This window comes from Streptomyces sp. NPDC092952 (assembly GCF_044754785.1).
Classification (GTDB): domain Bacteria; phylum Actinomycetota; class Actinomycetes; order Streptomycetales; family Streptomycetaceae; genus Streptomyces.
This window is the reverse complement of the sequence record NZ_JBIVPT010000018.1, coordinates 116,290-133,027: the sequence shown is the minus strand read 5'-3', so window position 1 is coordinate 133,027 and position 16,738 is coordinate 116,290. Positions and strand designations below refer to the sequence as shown.

Here is a 16,738-nt window from a genome sequence, read left to right as displayed (position 1 = left end):
TCGATCTTGCCGCCGTCGGAGCCGTCGGCGGTGATGGCGGCGGTGACCAGGTAGTCCTTGCCGAACTTGGTGCGCAGCGCGGAGGTGAGGCCCTTGAGCGCGGCCGGGCCGCTGGTGTCGCAGGTCAGGCCGCAGGCGTTGGGGTACTCCCAGTCGATGTCGATGCCGTCGAAGACATCGGCCCACCGGGGGTCCTCGATCAGGTTGTAGCAGGAGTCGGCGAACGCGGCCGGGTTCTTGGCGGCCTCACCGAAGCCGCCGGACCAGGTCCAGCCGCCGAACGACCACAGGACCTTGATGTGCGGGTACTTCGCCTTGAGCTTGCGCAGCTGGTTGAAGCTGCCCCGCAGCGGCTGGTCCCAGGTGTCGGCGACGCCGTCGACGGACTTGTCGGCGGTGTAGGCCATGTCGTAGTCGGCGTACGAGTCACCGATCGTGCACTTGCCGCCCTGGACGTTGCCGAAGGCGTAGTTGATGTGCGTGATCTTCGCGGCGGAACCGGAGGTGTCCAGGTTCTTGACGTGGTAGTTGCGTCCGTAGACGCCCCAGTCGGTGAAGTAGCCGAGGTTCACCTTGCCGCCGGTGCCCGGGTCGGGGTTGCCCCCGCCGCCACCGGTGGTGTGCACCTTGACCGCGCCGCTGACCGGGCCGGTCTGGCCGGCGGTGTCACGGGCCTGCACGGTGTACGAGTAGTCGGTGCCGGCCTTCAGGCCGGAGTCGGTGTACGTCGTGCCGGTGACCGTCGAGACGACCGCGCCGTCCCGCAGGACGTCGTAGTTCTTGATGCCGTTGTCGTCGGTCGCGGCGGTCCAGCTCAGCTTGACCGAGGTGTCGGTGATGCCGCTGGCAGTGGGGGTGCCGGGGGCCGAGGGGGCGTTGTCGCCGGGGACGCTGCCGCCGTCGCAGGAGGCGCCGTTCAGCTTGCAGCCGGTGGGGGCGCCGGTGCCGGTGCCGTTGAAGCCGAAGCTGACGGAGGCGCCGGGGGCGACCGAACCGTTCCAGCCGAGGTTCTTGGCGGTCCAGTGGGTTCCGGAGCTGGTAACGGTGGCGTCCCAGGCGGAGCCGACCGCGGTGCCGGAGGGGAAGTCCCACTCGATGGTCCAGGAGGAGAGCGCGGTGGTGCCGGTGTTCTTCACCGTCCACTGGCCCTCGAAGCCGTTGCCCCAGTCGGACTTCTTGACGTAGGAGGCGGTCGCCGAGGTCGCGGCCTCGGCGGGGGCGGCCAGGCCGACCATGGCGGCCAGCGGGAGCAGGAGCGCGGTGAGGCCCGCGACCGCTCGGGTTTTCGTGGCTCTTCCGGTCCCGAGTCTGAATCGGGTCCGGCGTAGGGGGTTTTCAGTGCTCAACGGTGCTCCTCGGGTGAGGTCCGGACAAACGGGGGTGGTCCGTGAACTGCAAACCCTGCGCCGCCCAGAGCGCACCTTGTCATGGCGTGCTCACCGCAGTGTGTCCGGTGAGATTAGGAAGGTCTGGACCAATCGTCAAGAGGTCTGGACCAAAGATCAGTTGGCGGGCTCAGATGCCCAACTCCTGTGCGAGGACGGCCGCCTGTACCCGGCTGCGCAGCCCGAGCTTCCCCAGCAGCCTGCTCACATGGGTCTTCACCGTGGCCTCCGCCATGGAGAGCCGGACCGCGATCTCCGCGTTCGACAGCCCCTCGCCGAGGCAGCCCAGCACCTCCCGCTCTCGCCGGGTGAGCGCGTCCAACGCCTCCGCGCCGGGGCCGTCCGCCGGGGGCGCGGGGCGGGTCCCGGCGAACTCGGCGATCAGCCTGCGCGTCACCGCCGGGGCGATCAGGCCCTCGCCGCGCGCCACCGTACGGACGGCCTCGATCAGGTCGTGCGCGTCGGTGTTCTTCAGCAGGAAGCCCGAGGCCCCCGCCCGCAGCGCCCCGAAGACGTACTCGTCCAGGTCGAACGTGGTGAGCACCAGGACGTCCGCGAGCCGCTCCGCCACCACCCGGGCGGTCGCCGACACCCCGTCCAGCCGCGGCATCTGAACATCCATCAGCACCAGGTCCGGCCGGAGCTCGCGGGCCAGCCGCACCGCCTCCTCGCCGTCCCCGGCCTCGCCCACCACCTCGATGCCGCCCGCGCTGCGCAGGATGAGCACCAGCCCCGCCCGTACGGCCGACTGGTCCTCGGCGACCACCACCCGGATCGTCATCGTCCGGACACCCCTTCCTCCACGGGCAGTTCGGCCCGTACCCGCCAGATCCTCCCGCCGCCGGAGCCGGCCGACGGGCCCGCGTCGATCGTGCCGCCCAGCAGCGCCACCCGCTCCCGCATGCCCACCAGACCGGCCCCCGAACCCGGCGCGCGCGGTCCGCCGCGCTCCCCGAGCGCACTGCTGACCTCCACCGTGAGCAGCCGCCCGCACTGTCCGAGCCGCACCGTGACGGGGCCGGGAGCGGCGTGCTTGAGCGCGTTCGTCAGGGATTCCTGGACGATCCGGTACGCGGCCAGCTCGACCGGCGCGGGCAGCGGCCCCGGTTCCTCCCGGACGTCCTCGAAGGAGCACCCCAGGCCGCTGGAGGCCGCGTTGGTGCGGGCCTGCTCGACCAGCGCGTCCAGCGAGGCGAGCGTGGGGGAGGCGGCGGGCTCCGCCGTGTCCCCGGTGCGCAGCAGCCCGATGAGCCGGCGCATCTCCGCGAGGCCGTCGACGCTGTTCTCCCGGATCACCCCGAGCGCCTCGCGCGAGGTCCCCGGATCGTCGATGGAGAGCGCGGCGGTGGAGTGGATGGCGATCGCGGAGAGGTGGTTGGCCACCATGTCGTGGAGCTCGCGGGCCATCCGGGCGCGCTCGGCGGTCACCGCCTGGGCCCGGTCCATCTCGGCGAGCAGCGCGGTCTGTTCGGCGTGCAGCCGGGCCGTCGCGGCGGCGTCCCGGTGGTTGCGGACGCTCACCGCCGTGAGCGCCGGGAGGAACGAGACCATGGCGGTGACGACGCCGATGAGCAGGGCCTGCGGTGTGCGGAACCAGGCCAGGAAGCCGATCGTGACCCCGACCGTGATCAGGAACGTGGTCACCGGGATGCGCCGGGCGGCGGACGGCTTCCCGTACAGCACGGCCGCGTAGACCAGGTCCGTGAACATCAGGACCGTCGCCAGGTTCCCGACCGTGAACTGGTCCGCGACCAGGGCGAGCGTGCCGACGACCAGCCCCGTCTGCGGGGCGGTCCGGCGGAACAGTTCGAGCCCGGAGACCACGGCGAGCGGCACCAGGCAGACCCAGAGGGCCGTGAGGACCCGGTTGCTCTGGAGGTGCAGGCCCAGCAGCCACAGGAGCAGGCCGCCGGACAGGCCGAACACGGCGAGGAGCACGTCGTGGCGGTGCGGGCGGGGAAGCGTGGACACCCTCATATCCAACACGGTGACCGGGGCGCCGGCCTCCTGTCGCGGGGGGAGGCGCCGGTACATCGAAGGATGCAGTGCGGGTTCGTCATCGCCGACGACGAGCACGCCCCGGACGGCCGGAATGCTGGAGGGAACGGGGAGAGGAAGGGAAGCGCCGTGATCGTCACACTGATCGTGCTCTGTGAGGTCGCCTTCTGGGTGCTGCTGGCGGCCGGGCTGGCCCTGCGGTACTGGGCGAGGAAGCCGCGGCTCGGGGCGGCCGTGCTGCTGTGCGAGCCGCTGCTGGAGCTCGTGCTGCTGGTGGTGACCGCCATCGACCTGAAGAACGGGGCGCAGCCGGACTGGAAGCACGGGCTCGCCGCGGTCTACATCGGCTTCACGGTGGGGCTCGGCCACTCCACGATCCACTGGGTCGACGCCCGGGTCGCCCATCGCTGGGCGGGCGGTCCGCCGCCGGTGAAGCCGCCGAAGTACGGCAGGGCGCGCGCGGCGCACGAGTGGCGGGTCGCCGGGCGCTGGACCCTCGCGGCGGCGGCCGCGCTGGCGCTGCTCCAGGCGGCCGCCTGGTACGTGGGCGGGGACGGCGACGTGTCCTCGCTGCGGGCCTGGCAGCAGAAGATGCTGCTGGTCATCGGCATCAACCTGGTCATCGCCGTGAGCTACACGCTGTTCCCGAAGCAGGAGCCGAAAGCCGTCCGCTGACACCGGCCGGGCCCGCCACGGGGGTGCGGGCCCGCCCGGGACGCCCGCCCGCTACCGCTCGCCGCCCGGCACCCACAGCACGTCCCCGACCTCCTTGTTCGCCGTCCTCGCCAGGATGAACAGCAGGTCGGAGAGGCGGTTGAGGTACGTGGCGGTCAGCGCGTTCATCACGTCGCCGTGCACCTCCAGCGCCGCCCAGGTGGACCGCTCCGCGCGCCGGACCACCGTGCACGCCTGGTGCAGCAGCGCCGCCCCGGGCGTACCGCCGGGCAGGATGAAGCTGCGCAGCTTCTCCAGCTCGGCCAGGAAGCGGTCGCAGTCCGCCTCCAGCTTGTCGACGTAGGACTGCTCCACCCGCAGCGGCGGGTACTTCGGGTCCTCGACGACCGGGGTCGACAGATCCGCGCCCACGTCGAACAGGTCGTTCTGCACCCGGACGAGCACCTTCACCACGTCCTCGGAGAGCTGCCCGAGCGCGACGGCGGTCCCGATGACGGCATTGGCCTCGTTGGTGTCGGCGTACGCGGAGATCCGCAGATCGGTCTTGGCGGTGCGGCTCATGTCGCCCAGCGCGGTGGTGCCCTGGTCGCCGGTGCGGGTGTAGATACGTGTCAGATTGACCATGCCGTCAGCGTAACTACGCCCGGCGCGCCGCCGGATGACCCCTGCCGGTGTGATGTCCGTCATGTGAGACGTGACGCGCATCTCTTCAGGGCCCCAGGGCCCTTCCCGGGTACTAATCTCCGCCGGAGGGCATGTGAACAAGCGTTAGGACAGGCCGTGCGGGGACCAGCCGTGCGGGCGAACTCGGAACCAAGGGGTGCAGACGTGGCCAGGAAGCTCGCCGTCATCGGAGCCGGACTCATGGGGTCCGGTATCGCGCAGGTGTCCGCCCAGGCGGGCTGGGACGTGGTGCTGCGCGATGTCACCGACGAGGCCCTGGCCCGCGGCCGCGGCGGCATCGAGGCGTCGTACGCGAAGTTCGTCTCCAAGGGCAAGCTGGACGCGGCCGACGCCGAGGCCGCCCTCGCCCGCATCACGACCACCACCGACCTCGACGCGGTCGCCGACGCGGACGTCGTCGTCGAGGCCGTCTTCGAGAAGCTGGAGGTCAAGCACGAGATCTTCCGCTCCCTGGACAAGATCGTCCGGGAGGACGCGGTCCTCGCCTCCAACACCTCCGCCATCCCGATCACCAAGATCGCGGCCGTGACGGAGCGCCCCGAGCGCGTCGTCGGTGTGCACTTCTTCTCGCCGGTCCCGATGATGCAGCTCTGCGAGCTGGTCCGCGGCTACAAGACCAGCGACGAAACCCTGGCCACCGCGCGCGAGTTCGCCGAGTCCGTCGGCAAGACCTGCATCGTCGTCAACCGCGACGTGGCCGGTTTCGTCACCACCCGGCTGATCTCGGCCCTGGTCGTCGAGGCCGCCAAGCTGTACGAGTCGGGCGTCGCCTCGGCCGAGGACATCGACATCGCCTGCAAGCTCGGTTTCGGCCACGCCATGGGCCCGCTCGCCACCGCGGACCTGACCGGCGTCGACATCCTGCTGCACGCCACGGGCAACATCTACACGGAGTCGCAGGACGAGAAGTTCGCCGCCCCGGAGCTGATGCGCCGGATGGTGGACGCAGGTGACATCGGCCGCAAGAGCGGGCAGGGCTTCTACACGTACTGATCGTTCCCGGTCCTCCGGGGGCCGGTCCTCCGTCGGCCGGCGCCCGGGGACCCGGGGCGCGGGCCCCGGGAACCATGGGCCCGATCCGGCCTCCGCCGCACCTCGGTCACTCGACGGGGTGAATTCGGTATCGGTTCGCTTACAGACGGAAACTTCCCTGTCTCTGCCGGAGTCAGTTGTGGCAGAGACAGAACAGACAGACGAACCTTGCTACGGAGCATTCCAGGGGAGCGCATATGCACATCAGGGGCGACCACGCCGAACTGGTCGTCGGGGGCCGCCTCGACGTCCGAAGCGCGGCGGACGCCCGTACGGCCCTGCACTCCGCCCTCGACGACGGGGTCGGCGATCTCGTGCTCGACCTGACCGAGCTGGACTCCTGGGACGCCACCGGACTCGGCGTCATCATGGGAGCCCACCGCCGGGCCGGCCGGGCCGGCCGACGGCTGGTGCTCCGCGGCGTGCCGCCGCAGATGCAGCGTCTCCTGGTGGCGACCCGGCTGCATCGCATTCTGGCCATCGAGGGCGGAATCGCCGCCGACTCGCTGCCCCGGGTGTAGAACCACCCGCCCGGCCCGGACCCCGGCCGCTCGCCACGGACAGACCCGCGCAATCCGTGCGAGAGCGAGCGCTTCGGGCGGCACGACCCCCCGGCTGTGCGGGGACACCGCACGACGGATTAGGGTTCGGCCCGTCCGCCGATTGACGGAACCCACCGGGCGGACACCGGACCAGAAGCGACTGCGGGGCGTGCGAGGCCGGGAGGGGCAATCGTGCGCGACGCGTCTGGGGGCTTTCGTCGATGGATTCGACACACCGGGGACCGGAACTGTACGGCCGGGACGACGACGGTCCCGGTACGGCCGCCGGACCCCGGCGACCGGTCCGCGGCCAGCTGACCCCGGACCCCGGACGGCCCGCGCCGCCGCAGGCCCGGACCGTCCGGCTCATATCGGGCGACTACCTCCTCACCGTCAACCCGGTCGACGGCAGCGAGATCGAGCTGTGCCCGCCCGGCGAGCACCCCGGCCCGCCCGCCCGGCGCACCGAGGCCGGCCGCACCGGCCGGGAACGCGCCGCCGCGCCGCCCGTGCCCCCGGGCCCGCCCGCCCCGCAGCTGCCCCTCCTGGAACGCGCCCGGGAGCGCGAGCGGCTCGTCCGCCTGCTCACCCAGGGGCGCTCGGTACGGCTCACCGGGCCGGGCGGCTCCGGCCGTACGGCGCTGCTGGACGCCGTGGCGGCCGACTGCGCCGGGCTCGCCCCCGACGGCGTCGTACGCCTCAGCGGCTACAAGCGCACCGCCGCCGACCTGCTGTACGCCCTCTTCGAGGCGGTCCACGACGCGCGGGACCACCGCCCCGACCGGGCGCAGCTGCTCGACGCGGTCCGCCGCATCGGCGCCGTCGTCGTCCTCGACGACCTGGAGTTCGGCGGCACCGCCCTGGAGGAGCTGCTCGACGCCACCCCGGAGTGCGCCTTCCTGTTCGCGACGGTGCCCGACGTCGCCGCGCCCACCACCGACTCCCAGCTCGAAGAGGTCTTCCTCGCGGGCCTCGGCCGCGGCGCCTGCCTCGACCTGCTGGAGCGGGCCGTCGAGCGCCCGCTCACCGAGGAGGAACGGAACTGGGCGGGCGACCTCCGCTTCGAGTCCGAGGGGCTGCCGCTCCGCTTCGTCCAGGCCGGGGCCCTGCTGCGCCAGCGCGACCTGCTGCGCGCCGACCCCGGGGAGTACGGCGCCGAGGACGGCCCGGCGCAGGACCTCCCGTTCGGCCACGACCCGGCCGTCGACGGCGTCCACGTACCGCTGCCGAGCCTGGGGGAGGGGGCGGCCCCGGCCGCCCTGCTCGCCTCCCGGCTCAGCGAGGCCGCCCGCGAGACCCTGCGCTTCGCGGTGGCGCTCGGCGGCGAGGTGCCGCACCAGGCCCATCTCCCGGCGCTCATCGGGGACACCCACGCGGACGCCGCGCTCGGCGAGCTGGCCGGCTGCGGGCTGCTCTCCCCGGCCGGATCCCGCTACCGGCTGGCCGCCGGGGTGGTGACCCAGCTGGAGGCCGCCGGATACGGCGACGGCGCCACCGAGCGCGCCCGGACCGCGGCCCAGCACTACGCCTGGTGGGCCGGGCACCCCTCGGTCACCCCCGAGCGGGTGTCGGCCGAGGGCGACGCGGTCCTCGCGGCGATGGCCCAGCTGGTCCCCGGCGACGGGGCCGGACAGGCCAGCGTGGCCGTGCTGCTGGCCCGCAGCGCCGCCCCGGCCTTCGCGGCGGGGCTGCACTGGGGCGCCTGGGAGCGGGCGCTGCGGATCGGCCAGGAGGCCGCCCGGATCGCCGGGGAGGTCGCCGAGGAGGCGTACCTCCACCACGAGCTGGGCGTGCTCGCCCTCCTCACCGGTAACCCGGACCGGGCCAGGGCCGAGCTGGAGACCTCGATCGGCATGCGCGGGGCGCTGGCCGACAAGTCCGGCGCGGTCGCCGGGCGGCGGGCCCTCGCCCTGGTCGCGGACCGGGCCGGCGGCGCGCTGCCGGTGAGCCTCGCCCCGCCGGAGGGGGAGCTCCCGGCCGCCGTCACGGCCCCGCTGCCCGCCATCACCTCCCGCACGGACGAACCGACCACCCGCGTGGTGCCGGTGGCGTCGGGGCCCACGTCCGGCCCGTACGGGGCCACCGCCGCCGTGCCGCGGCACGGCGGCACCCCCAAGGCCCCGGCCGGGGCCGCGCGGGGCGGCCTCGCGCTGCTCGCCGGAGCCCGCCGCAACCTGGTCGCCACGGTCGCGGGCATCCTGCTGACCGGGGTGCTGGGCACCGTGGTGGCGCTGGGCCTGACCTCCGGCGACGACGATGTCCCGGGCAACCAGGACGTCGTGACAGAGCAGACGCAGGGCCAGGACGAGGACGAGGGCGACACCCCGGCCGACGGCCCGGCGGACGGCTCCACGCCCGGCGGCCCGCAGTCGGACAACGGCATGACGCCCGGTCCGTCCGACAGCGGTCCCACCCCGAGCGGCAGCACCGACCCGTCCACCGACCCGGACGGACCGTCCGACAGCGCCTCGTCGGACGGTCCCTCCAGCACCGGGCCGTCCTCGCCCCGGCCGACCGGGACGCAGAGCGGCACGAAGTCCTCCCCGCCGCCGAAGCCGACGAAGTCGCCGAAGCCGACCCCCACGGAGACGGAGTCCGACTCCCCGACCCCCTCCGACACGGCCACCGACCCCGGCCCCACCGAGCCGGACACCTCCGACTCGGCGAGCGGCCCCTCCGCCACGTCCACCTCGGCGTCGGCGGGCGGGGACGACGGACCGGAGATCGTCTAAGGAGTCCCGTCGTACCGGCGGAGGACCGTCAGCGCGTCCTCCTCCGCCGCGACCATGGCGAAGGGGAACCGGTCGAGCTCCAGGCAGAGGGCGACGTCGTCGGGGTGGCTGCCCCGGCGCATGCCCTCCGTCAGCTCGGCGGCGGCGCGCGAGGCGGCGGCGCGGTGGAGGTACCCGGCCGGGTCCGGCGAAGCCCCGGCGGCCCTTCCGGCGATGTACTGGGCGCAGGCGAGGTCCTCGTCGGCCCGTCCGTCCTCGCCGGTGACCACGTACGTGACCTCGTCGGGGGCGCGTTCGCGCAGTACCCGGGCGGTCGCCTCCGCGACCACGAAACCGGCGCACAGCACCAGCGAAGCGTCCCGCACGGCGAGGGCGCCGACCGTCCCGGCCGTGGTCCTCTGCACGACGGTCCGACCGCCGAGGTCGGCGGAGCGCAGCTGTCCGGGGGAGTTGACCAGGTCGAATCCGGGTGCGGGCGGGCCGTCCTTGAGCGCCGCCCAGTCCGGGTGGCGGGCCTTGAGCGCCAGCGCCTCGTCCAGCGTGCCGGTGAGCACGATCCTCTCGGCCCCCAGGGCGAAGGCCCAGGCGGCCACGGTGAAGGCCCGCATCACGTCGACGACGACCGCCACGGAGGGGGCTTCGGTCAGTTCGGGTATACCGAGGAAACGGGAGTCCATCCGGGCATGATGATCCACGCCCGCTCCGGAAGGGAACGGGCGTGGAGGGTCCGGCGGGTCCGGGAGGTCAGAACAGGCGCAGCTTGTCGTCCTCGATGCCGCGCAGGGCGTCGTAGTCGAGCACGACGCAGCCGATGCCGCGGTCCGTCGCCAGCACCCGCGCCTGCGGCTTGATCTCCTGCGCCGCGAAGATGCCGCGCACCGGGGCGAGATGGGGATCGCGGTTGAGCAGCTCCAGATAACGGGTCAGCTGCTCCACGCCGTCGATGTCGCCGCGGCGCTTCAGCTCCACGGCCACGGTCCCGCCGTCGGCGTCCCGGCACAGGATGTCGACCGGGCCGATGGCGGTGAAGTACTCACGGCGGATCAGGGTGTAGCCCTCGCCGAGGGTCTCGATCCGGTCGGCGAGCAGTTCCTGGAGGTGCGCCTCCACGCCGTCCTTGATGAGGCCGGGGTCCACGCCCAGTTCGTGGGACGAGTCGTGGAGGACTTCCTCCATCGTGATGATCAGTTTCTCGCCCGCCTTGTTCACCACGGTCCAGACACCCGCGCTGTCGCCGGTGCCTTCCTTGAGGGTGCAGGGCGGGGACATCCAGTTGAGTGGTTTGTACGCCCTGTCGTCGGCGTGGATCGAGACGCTCCCGTCCGCCTTCACCAGGATCAGACGGGGAGCGGAGGGCAGGTGGGCCGTGAGACGGCCGGCGTAGTCCACGGAACAGCGGGCGATGACGAGACGCATGGTCGGCAACGCTACTCGACGAGAGGGGCTCCACGCGATTCTCCCCCGTCACACCCGCATCTCCGGTCACTGCTGTGCGGCGCCCCTCGGGGTTGCCCCCCTTTGGGTGCCTTCGTTGATGGCCGGTTGTGTTCCCAATCTCCTGGTGCGGGCCGGACTGCACCCTTACCGTGGAAGCAGGAGGTCGTCGCGCGTGTACGGTGCGTCGCCGCTCTCCGTCCCAGCCCGTAAGGCCCCGGCCCGGCGCCGGGGTCGCGAGAGGAGAACCCCATGTCGCTCGACGTCTCACCGGCGCTGTTGGAACAGGCCGAGCGAGGCGAGGTCGACGAAGCCGACTTCGTCGACTGCGTCCGGACCTCCCTGCCCTACGCATGGGAGATGATCAGTTCGTTGGTGGCCCAACTGAAGGTGGACGGCGGGGAGTTCGCCGACAACCAGACGCCGCCGCCCAACGAGCAGGCGCGCGGCCAGCTGCTGCGCGCCCTTGCGAGCGACGCGATCCGGGGTGCGCTCCAGCGGCACTTCGGGGTGCGTCTGGCATTCCAGAACTGCCACCGAGTAGCGGTGTTCCCGCTGGACGCCTCGTCCGACGAGCGGCTGGCCCGGTTCACCTCGGTGCGCGGCCAACTGCTCAACCAGTCGCCGGAGCTGCGGGACTGCTGACGGCGGCTGCCGTTCCGGGCCGCGGTGGCGCGACCGGTTCCGGGGCGGCAGCTCCGTACCCGCGGTGGAACCCGACCTCCGAGGGAGGCGTGTCCTGTCTCCGGTGTGTCAGGTGAGCAGCGGGAGTACTTCGGTGCCCAGCCGCGCCACGTTCTCCTCCGTGCCCGCCAGCTCTCCCGAGCCCTCCGCCAGCAGCGCGAACCGGGTGATGCCGGTGCGCTCGGCGGTGGCGGCGAGCCGGTCGGCGGCGAGGCGCGGCGGGCCCACCGGATGCAGCCCGCACAGCAGCTCCGTGTACGCGACCGGATCACGCATCACCCGGTGCCGGCCGTCGACCGTCACATGCGCGGCCAGCCCCTGGCGCAGCCAGCCCGGCATCGCCTTCACCAGCGTCTCCACCGCCTCCTCGGGGCGGTCGGCGATCTGGGCCACCCCGGCGGAGACGTGCCCCGCCGACCGGACGTGCTCGGGCGGATGGCCCGCGTCGAGCGCGGTGGAGCGCCAGAGCGCGACCATGTCCGCCTTCTCCTGGTCCCCGCAGTGCATCCCGAGCAGCATCGGCAGACCCCGCTCGGCGGCGAGCCGCACCGTCCCCGGCGAGGTGCACGCGACGACCACCTCGGGGCCGTCGCAGGCCGCCGCTCCGTCGTCGACGAGGAGCTCGTCGGCGCGGGGGACCACGGCCACCTCGCGGAAGGCGTACCGCTCGCCGCGCCCCGCCACCCGGGGCTCGCGCAGCCAGTCCAGCAGCAGCCCCAGCGACTCCGGGAAGCCCTTCTCGTACGCCTCCAGCCCGCCGCCGAACACCTCCAGGTCCACCCAGGGGCCGCCCCGGCCGACGCCGAGGCTGAACCGGCCGCCGCTGGTGAGGTGGAGCAGCGCGGCCTGCTCGCCCAGTGCCACCGGGTGCTGGGTCGGCAGCACGCTCACCGCCGTGCCCACCCGGATCCTGCGGGTCCGGCCGAGCAGCAGCCCGGCCAGCGTCACGGCGGACGGGCAGGCCCCGTACGGCACGAAGTGGTGCTCCGCCAGCCAGACCGAATCGAGCCCGGACTCCTCCGCGACCTCGGCGGACCGGACCGCGCGGTGCAGCGCCTCCGCCGCCCCCTGGCCCGGAAACTGGGCCGCCAGTACGAACGTTCCCACGCGCATCGCCTATTGCCTCCTTGCGGCCGACGCGGCTCTCCCCTGTAGAGCAACAACGTCCGACACGTGCCAAGGGCACGGGCCTGGGGCAAGTTGTTGCGATTTTCCGGTAACTCACCCTCTTCGGTGGGTCCGGCCGGGCGGCGCGGGGCCCGGGGTCCGCCGAATGGCCCTACGCTGGACGGGACCCGTCCGGACTGCCCCGAGAGGTGTACACGTGTCCCCGCGCCGCAACCGCCCCCGAGGCGGCGAGAGTCCCCACGAGAGCACGCCGGAGCCGGGTGCCCGGTACGGCGGCGGCGGGCGGGCCGAGGAGTGGCGGGGAGAGCAGTGGTCGGTCCGCCCGGTCAGCGGGGCGAGCGCGGCCGGCAAGCGCTACCGCTGCCCCGGCTGCGACCAGGAGATCCCGCCCGGCACCCCGCATCTGGTGGCCTGGTCCGAGTACGGGGGGATCGACGACCGCCGGCACTGGCACAAGGCCTGCTGGAACGCGAAGGACCGCCGCACCACACAGGTGCAGCGGTCCCGGAACGCGCCTCGTCACTGAGGCCGGTTCACACGTCCCGGCGGTCCAGTGAGAGGAACGCGAAGAACAGCGCCACGGCCGTGACGCCGAGCATGATCCAGACCGGCTCCCAGCCGGACGGCCCGGACGTGGTGGGCGCGGTCTCGTAGAGGACGCTGAGCTGGCTGGGGATCGAGTACTCGAAGAGCCACATCCGCAGATCCTCCAGCGACTGCGAGAGCATGAACATGGCCAGCACCAGCGGCAGCAGCACCACACCGATCATGATCGTGATCGCCCCTGCGGAGTGCCGGACGAGGGCGCCGACCGCGAGCGAGAGCAGCCCCAGCGTCGCGATGTAGAGGCCGACCCCGACGGTCGCGCCCAGCCACTGGGAGCCGTCGGCGTCCGCACCGCCGATGATCGCGGTCTGCAGCATCGCGACCACCGCGGTGGTCACGGTCGTGACCACGAAGGTCAGCAGGAAGAAGACGATCGACTTCGCGGCGAGGACCCGGGCGCGGCTGGGGCAGGCCGTCAGTGTCGTACGGATCATGCCCGTGCCGTACTCCGACGCGATGGTCAGCACCCCGAGCGTGATCACGCAGAGCGAGCCCAGCAGCACCCCGAAGAAGCCGAAGCTGAGCACCGGGGTCGAGCCGAGGTCGGTGCCGGTCGCGTTCACGGCGATGGCCGCCAGCACCCCGATCCCGACGAGCAGCACGATCATCACGCCGAGCGTCCACATCGTGGAGCGCACCGAGCGGATCTTGGTCCACTCGGAGGCGAGCGCGTCACCGAGGGTGGCCGCGCGCACCGGGATCGGCGAGACGAAGACGGGCTGCGTGCCGTGGTGCGGGGACGGTGCCTGCGGGATCGGCGGCGTGCTCATCGGGCGTCCTCGCTGGTGTCGTGCGTGGTCAGGTCTGCGGTGGGCCGGGCCGGGGGCGCCGCGTACGGGTTCTGGCCGGGCGGCGGCGGGGCGTACCAGTTCTGCTGCGGCGCCTCGGGGACGGGCTGCTGCCCGTGCCCGGCCAGGTACTCGGGCTGTCCGTAGCCCGGCTGTCCGGGCTCCGGCGGGGGCACGAGACCGGCCTTCTGGTCGGCCGTCGAGCGGTAGTCGACGACCGACTGGGTCATCCGCATGTACGCCTCCTCCAGCGACGCCTGGTGCGGCGAGAGCTCCCACAGGCGGACGCCCGCCCCGTGCGCCACGTCGCTGATCCGGGGGAGCGGCAGCCCGGTGACCCGCAGCCCGCCGTCCGGCTCCGACAGCACCTGCCCGCCCGCCCCGGTCAGTGCGGCGATCAGCTTCTCGCGCTCCTCGGCGGGGCCGTCGGCGACCCGGACCCGGGCGAAGTCGGCCGAGTTCGCCGAGATGAACTCCTTGACGTCCATGTCGGCGAGCAGCTGGCCCCGGCCGATCACGATCAGATGGTCGGCGGTGAGCGCCATCTCGCTCATGAGGTGGCTGGAGACGAAGACCGTGCGGCCCTCGGACGCCAGCGTCCTCATCAGATTGCGGACCCAGAGGATGCCCTCGGGGTCCAGACCGTTGACGGGTTCGTCGAAGAGCAGCACCTGCGGGTCGCCGAGGAGCGCCGCCGCGATCCCGAGCCGCTGCCCCATACCGAGCGAGAAGCCGCTGGACCGCCTGCGCGCCACGTCCTGGAGCCCGACGACACCGAGCACCTCGTCGACCCGGGCGGCCGGGATCCCGGCGAGCTGGGCGAGCGACAGCAGGTGGTTACGGGCGCTGCGCCCGCCGTGCACCGCCTTCGCGTCCAGCAGCGCACCCACCTGACGCGGAGCGTTCGGCAGACTGCGGTACGGGTGGCCACCGATCGTCACGCTGCCCGACGTCGGCCGGTCCAGGCCGAGGATCATGCGCATCGTGGTGGACTTGCCGGACCCGTTGGGACCGAGGAACCCGGTGACGGCCCCGGGCCGCACCTGGAAGGAAAGGTTGTGCACGGCCGTCTTGGCGCCGTAGCGCTTCGTCAGGCCGACTGCCTCGATCATGCTTCAGCCCCATCGACTCAAACCCTGTCGTCGGGGCCCCGGCCACATGGCCGTACGCCCCCGTAAGAGTTAGGAGGATAACGAGCCGCTGACGGTTCCGGCCAAGCCGTTACATACGTGCGTCGATTCCAGGACGATCTCACGCATCCCGCTTCCGCAGCACCAGGTAGCCGCCGACCAGCGCGGCCGCGACCCAGGCGAGCAGGATGCCGAAACCGCCCCACGGCCCGTACGGGGCCGGGGCGCTGCCCATGGCGTCGGGCACCACCTGCATGATCTTGGACCCCGCCTGGTCCGGGAAGTAGCGGGCGACCTTCTTCGCCCCCGGGACCACCGAGAGGATCTGGGACACCAGGAAGAAGAAGGGCATCAGGATGCCGAGGGAGAGCATGGAGCTGCGGAGCATCGTCGCCACCCCCATGGAGAAGATCCCGATCAGCCCCATGTAGAGCCCGCCGCCGACCACCGCCCGCAGCACGTGCTCCGCGCCGATGTCCGTGCGGTGGTCGCCGAGCAGCGCCTGCCCGAGGAAGAACGAGACGAAGCTGGTCGCGAGCCCCACCAGCAGGGCCAGCACCCCGGCCACCGCGACCTTGCTGAACAGGAACGCGCCGCGCCTGGGCACCGCCGCCAGCGAGGTGCGGATCATGCCCGAGCTGTACTCCGTACCGACCACCAGCACCCCGAAGACGACCATGGCCAGCTGGCCGAGGGTCATGCCGGAGAAGCTGATCAGCGTCGGGTCGAACGTGCCCCGCTCCAGCTCCGGGAGCTCGTTGAACTGGGCGTTCATCAGGGCGCAGAGGGCCGCGCCCATCGCGACGGTGACGACGAACGCCGAGATCAGCGTCCAGACGGTCGACGAGACCGTACGGATCTTGGTCCACTCGGAGGTCAGGACCGCGGGTACCGATGCCATCGTCGTCACGCTTCCTTGCCGTCGGCGGCCGGGCTGTCACCGGTCCGCTCGTTCCACTGGTCGCCCCACTGCGGGCCCGCGGGCGGTGGCGCCGTCATGTGGTCCGCGTGCGCGTGGTACTCCACGGAGCCCGCCGTCATCTGCATGAACGCGTCCTCCAGCGAGGCCCGCTGGCCGCTCAGCTCGTGCAGCGTGATCCGGTGCTGTGCGGCCAGCTCACCGAGCGCCTCGGTGGTGGCACCGTCGACCTCCAGCATCCCGCCGGTGGTCTCGACCACGACCAGCCCCTCCGCGTGCAGCACGTCCCGCAGCCGCTCCGGCTGCGGCGAGCGCAGTCGTACGTAACTGCGGGAGTTCTGCTGGATGAAGTCGGCCATCGAGGTGTCGGCGAGCAGCTTCCCCTGGCCGATCACGATCAGATGGTCGGCGGTGAGCGCCATCTCGCTCATGAGGTGGCTGGAGACGAAGATCGTCCGGCCCTCCGCGGCGAGCGCCTTCATCAGATTGCGGATCCAGTGGATGCCCTCGGGGTCCAGGCCGTTGACGGGTTCGTCGAAGAGCAGCACCTGCGGGTCGCCGAGGAGCGCCGCCGCGATCCCGAGCCGCTGCCCCATGCCGAGCGAGAAGCCCTTCGACTTCTTCTTCGCCACCGCGGTCAGACCCACGGTGTCCAGCACCTGCGCGACCCGGGCCTCCGGGATGCGGTTGCTCTGCGCGAGACAGAGCAGGTTGTTGTACGCGCTGCGCCCGCCGTGCATCGACTTGGCGTCCAGCAGCGCCCCGATGTGCTTCAGGGGCTCGTCGAGCTGGTGGTAGGGCCTGCCGTCGATCCGTACCGAACCGCTGGTCGGATTGTCGAGGTCGAGCATCATCCGCATCGTCGTGGACTTGCCCGCCCCGTTGGGTCCCAGAAAACCCGTCACCATTCCGGGCTTCACCCGGAAGGAGAGCCGGTCGACGGCAACCTTGTTGCCGAAGCGTTTGGTGAGGCCATCGAGCTCGATCATGCGTTCACGCTA

Annotated in this window: 17 protein-coding genes; 6 read left to right on the top strand and 11 right to left on the bottom strand. The window is 72.4% G+C overall.

Annotated elements, in window-relative coordinates; genetic code table 11:
- From ACIQGQ_RS30845 to ACIQGQ_RS30835, 3 genes are all read right to left on the bottom strand, one after another.
- Positions 1-1,346: glycosyl hydrolase family 18 protein (locus ACIQGQ_RS30845; RefSeq protein ID WP_402401907.1), on the bottom strand; the 1,346-nt coding region annotated here is incomplete at its 3' end.
- Positions 1,347-1,515: 169 nt separating this feature from the next.
- Positions 1,516-2,166, bottom strand: a complete 651-nt coding sequence (locus tag ACIQGQ_RS30840; RefSeq protein ID WP_402401904.1) for a response regulator — start codon at positions 2,164-2,166, stop codon at positions 1,516-1,518.
- Complete coding sequence (locus ACIQGQ_RS30835) at positions 2,163-3,362, bottom strand: sensor histidine kinase (protein WP_402401901.1); 1,200 nt, start codon at positions 3,360-3,362, stop codon at positions 2,163-2,165. The genes ACIQGQ_RS30840 and ACIQGQ_RS30835 overlap by 4 nt, the downstream gene beginning before the upstream one ends.
- 150 nt (positions 3,363-3,512) lie before the next feature.
- Here ACIQGQ_RS30835 and ACIQGQ_RS30830 point away from each other — a divergent pair, with 150 nt between their 5' ends.
- The gene (locus ACIQGQ_RS30830; protein WP_402401898.1) at positions 3,513-4,058 is read left to right on the top strand and encodes a hypothetical protein; all 546 of its coding nucleotides are present in this window, start codon (positions 3,513-3,515) and stop codon (positions 4,056-4,058) included.
- A 51-nt stretch (positions 4,059-4,109) separates the two neighbouring features.
- On the opposite strand, the gene ACIQGQ_RS30825 is transcribed toward ACIQGQ_RS30830, so the two are convergent.
- On the bottom strand, positions 4,110-4,682 hold the full coding sequence (locus tag ACIQGQ_RS30825; RefSeq protein ID WP_402401896.1) for a cob(I)yrinic acid a,c-diamide adenosyltransferase: 573 nt from the start codon (positions 4,680-4,682) through the stop codon (positions 4,110-4,112).
- A gap of 204 nt (positions 4,683-4,886) precedes the next feature.
- Between ACIQGQ_RS30825 and ACIQGQ_RS30820 the strand changes: the two genes are divergently transcribed.
- From ACIQGQ_RS30820 to ACIQGQ_RS30810, 3 genes are all read left to right on the top strand, one after another.
- Positions 4,887-5,735 carry a 3-hydroxyacyl-CoA dehydrogenase family protein gene (locus ACIQGQ_RS30820; RefSeq protein ID WP_366297415.1) on the top strand — a complete coding sequence of 283 codons (849 nt, stop codon included), beginning with the start codon at positions 4,887-4,889 and terminating at the stop codon, positions 5,733-5,735.
- Positions 5,736-5,971: 236 nt separating this feature from the next.
- The gene (locus tag ACIQGQ_RS30815; RefSeq protein ID WP_072486732.1) at positions 5,972-6,295 is read left to right on the top strand and encodes an STAS domain-containing protein; all 324 of its coding nucleotides are present in this window, start codon (positions 5,972-5,974) and stop codon (positions 6,293-6,295) included.
- 242 nt (positions 6,296-6,537) lie between these two features.
- Complete coding sequence (locus ACIQGQ_RS30810; RefSeq protein ID WP_402401894.1) at positions 6,538-9,048, top strand: ATP-binding protein; 2,511 nt, start codon at positions 6,538-6,540, stop codon at positions 9,046-9,048.
- Here ACIQGQ_RS30810 and ACIQGQ_RS30805 read toward each other — a convergent pair.
- Positions 9,045-9,725: a 2-phosphosulfolactate phosphatase gene (locus ACIQGQ_RS30805; RefSeq protein ID WP_402401892.1), complete on the bottom strand. Its 681-nt coding sequence runs from the start codon at positions 9,723-9,725 to the stop codon at positions 9,045-9,047. The genes ACIQGQ_RS30810 and ACIQGQ_RS30805 overlap by 4 nt on opposite strands.
- 67 nt (positions 9,726-9,792) lie before the next feature.
- Positions 9,793-10,464, bottom strand: a complete 672-nt coding sequence (gene nucS, locus ACIQGQ_RS30800) for an endonuclease NucS (RefSeq protein WP_366297412.1) — start codon at positions 10,462-10,464, stop codon at positions 9,793-9,795.
- A gap of 270 nt (positions 10,465-10,734) precedes the next feature.
- Between nucS and ACIQGQ_RS30795 the strand changes: the two genes are divergently transcribed.
- Positions 10,735-11,127 carry an SCO5389 family protein gene (locus ACIQGQ_RS30795; protein ID WP_352277212.1) on the top strand — a complete coding sequence of 131 codons (393 nt, stop codon included), beginning with the start codon at positions 10,735-10,737 and terminating at the stop codon, positions 11,125-11,127.
- Positions 11,128-11,235: 108 nt separating this feature from the next.
- On the opposite strand, the gene ACIQGQ_RS30790 is transcribed toward ACIQGQ_RS30795, so the two are convergent.
- Positions 11,236-12,279: an LLM class flavin-dependent oxidoreductase gene (locus tag ACIQGQ_RS30790; RefSeq protein ID WP_402401887.1), complete on the bottom strand. Its 1,044-nt coding sequence runs from the start codon at positions 12,277-12,279 to the stop codon at positions 11,236-11,238.
- 211 nt (positions 12,280-12,490) lie between these two features.
- On the opposite strand from ACIQGQ_RS30790, the gene ACIQGQ_RS30785 reads away from it, so the two are divergent.
- A complete protein-coding gene (locus tag ACIQGQ_RS30785) occupies positions 12,491-12,820 on the top strand; it encodes an ATP/GTP-binding protein (RefSeq protein ID WP_402401884.1) in 330 nt (109 codons plus the stop codon).
- 7 nt (positions 12,821-12,827) lie between these two features.
- Here ACIQGQ_RS30785 and ACIQGQ_RS30780 read toward each other — a convergent pair whose 3' ends face one another.
- The 4 genes from ACIQGQ_RS30780 to ACIQGQ_RS30765 form a co-directional block, all read right to left on the bottom strand.
- Complete coding sequence (locus ACIQGQ_RS30780) at positions 12,828-13,670, bottom strand: ABC transporter permease subunit (RefSeq protein ID WP_402401880.1); 843 nt, start codon at positions 13,668-13,670, stop codon at positions 12,828-12,830.
- Entirely contained in the window at positions 13,667-14,800 is a 1,134-nt protein-coding gene (locus tag ACIQGQ_RS30775; RefSeq protein ID WP_402401877.1) for an ATP-binding cassette domain-containing protein, read from the bottom strand. Before ACIQGQ_RS30775 ends, ACIQGQ_RS30780 begins: the two co-directional genes overlap by 4 nt.
- Before the next feature lie 139 nt (positions 14,801-14,939).
- Entirely contained in the window at positions 14,940-15,719 is a 780-nt protein-coding gene (locus ACIQGQ_RS30770) for an ABC transporter permease (protein ID WP_385215141.1), read from the bottom strand.
- A gap of 5 nt (positions 15,720-15,724) precedes the next feature.
- Positions 15,725-16,726 (bottom strand): ABC transporter ATP-binding protein, encoded by a 1,002-nt coding sequence (locus ACIQGQ_RS30765; protein ID WP_402401873.1) that lies wholly within the window; start codon positions 16,724-16,726, stop codon positions 15,725-15,727.
- Positions 16,727-16,738 lie beyond the last annotated feature (12 nt).

What these genes read in the sequence shown, in the direction of transcription:
- ACIQGQ_RS30840 (WP_402401904.1), bottom strand. Translation starts at nt 2,166, where the DNA reads ATGACGATCCGGGTGGTGGTCGCCGAGGACCAGTCGGCCGTACGGGCG.
- ACIQGQ_RS30835 (WP_402401901.1), bottom strand. Translation starts at nt 3,362, where the DNA reads ATGAGGGTGTCCACGCTTCCCCGCCCGCACCGCCACGACGTGCTCCTC.
- ACIQGQ_RS30825 (WP_402401896.1), bottom strand. Translation starts at nt 4,682, where the DNA reads ATGGTCAATCTGACACGTATCTACACCCGCACCGGCGACCAGGGCACC.
- ACIQGQ_RS30815 (WP_072486732.1), top strand. Translation starts at nt 5,972, where the DNA reads ATGCACATCAGGGGCGACCACGCCGAACTGGTCGTCGGGGGCCGCCTC.
- ACIQGQ_RS30810 (WP_402401894.1), top strand. Translation starts at nt 6,538, where the DNA reads ATGGATTCGACACACCGGGGACCGGAACTGTACGGCCGGGACGACGAC.
- ACIQGQ_RS30805 (WP_402401892.1), bottom strand. Translation starts at nt 9,725, where the DNA reads ATGGACTCCCGTTTCCTCGGTATACCCGAACTGACCGAAGCCCCCTCC.
- nucS (WP_366297412.1), bottom strand. Translation starts at nt 10,464, where the DNA reads ATGCGTCTCGTCATCGCCCGCTGTTCCGTGGACTACGCCGGCCGTCTC.
- ACIQGQ_RS30795 (WP_352277212.1), top strand. Translation starts at nt 10,735, where the DNA reads ATGTCGCTCGACGTCTCACCGGCGCTGTTGGAACAGGCCGAGCGAGGC.
- ACIQGQ_RS30790 (WP_402401887.1), bottom strand. Translation starts at nt 12,279, where the DNA reads ATGCGCGTGGGAACGTTCGTACTGGCGGCCCAGTTTCCGGGCCAGGGG.
- ACIQGQ_RS30780 (WP_402401880.1), bottom strand. Translation starts at nt 13,670, where the DNA reads ATGAGCACGCCGCCGATCCCGCAGGCACCGTCCCCGCACCACGGCACG.
- ACIQGQ_RS30775 (WP_402401877.1), bottom strand. Translation starts at nt 14,800, where the DNA reads ATGATCGAGGCAGTCGGCCTGACGAAGCGCTACGGCGCCAAGACGGCC.
- ACIQGQ_RS30770 (WP_385215141.1), bottom strand. Translation starts at nt 15,719, where the DNA reads ATGGCATCGGTACCCGCGGTCCTGACCTCCGAGTGGACCAAGATCCGT.
- ACIQGQ_RS30765 (WP_402401873.1), bottom strand. Translation starts at nt 16,726, where the DNA reads ATGATCGAGCTCGATGGCCTCACCAAACGCTTCGGCAACAAGGTTGCC.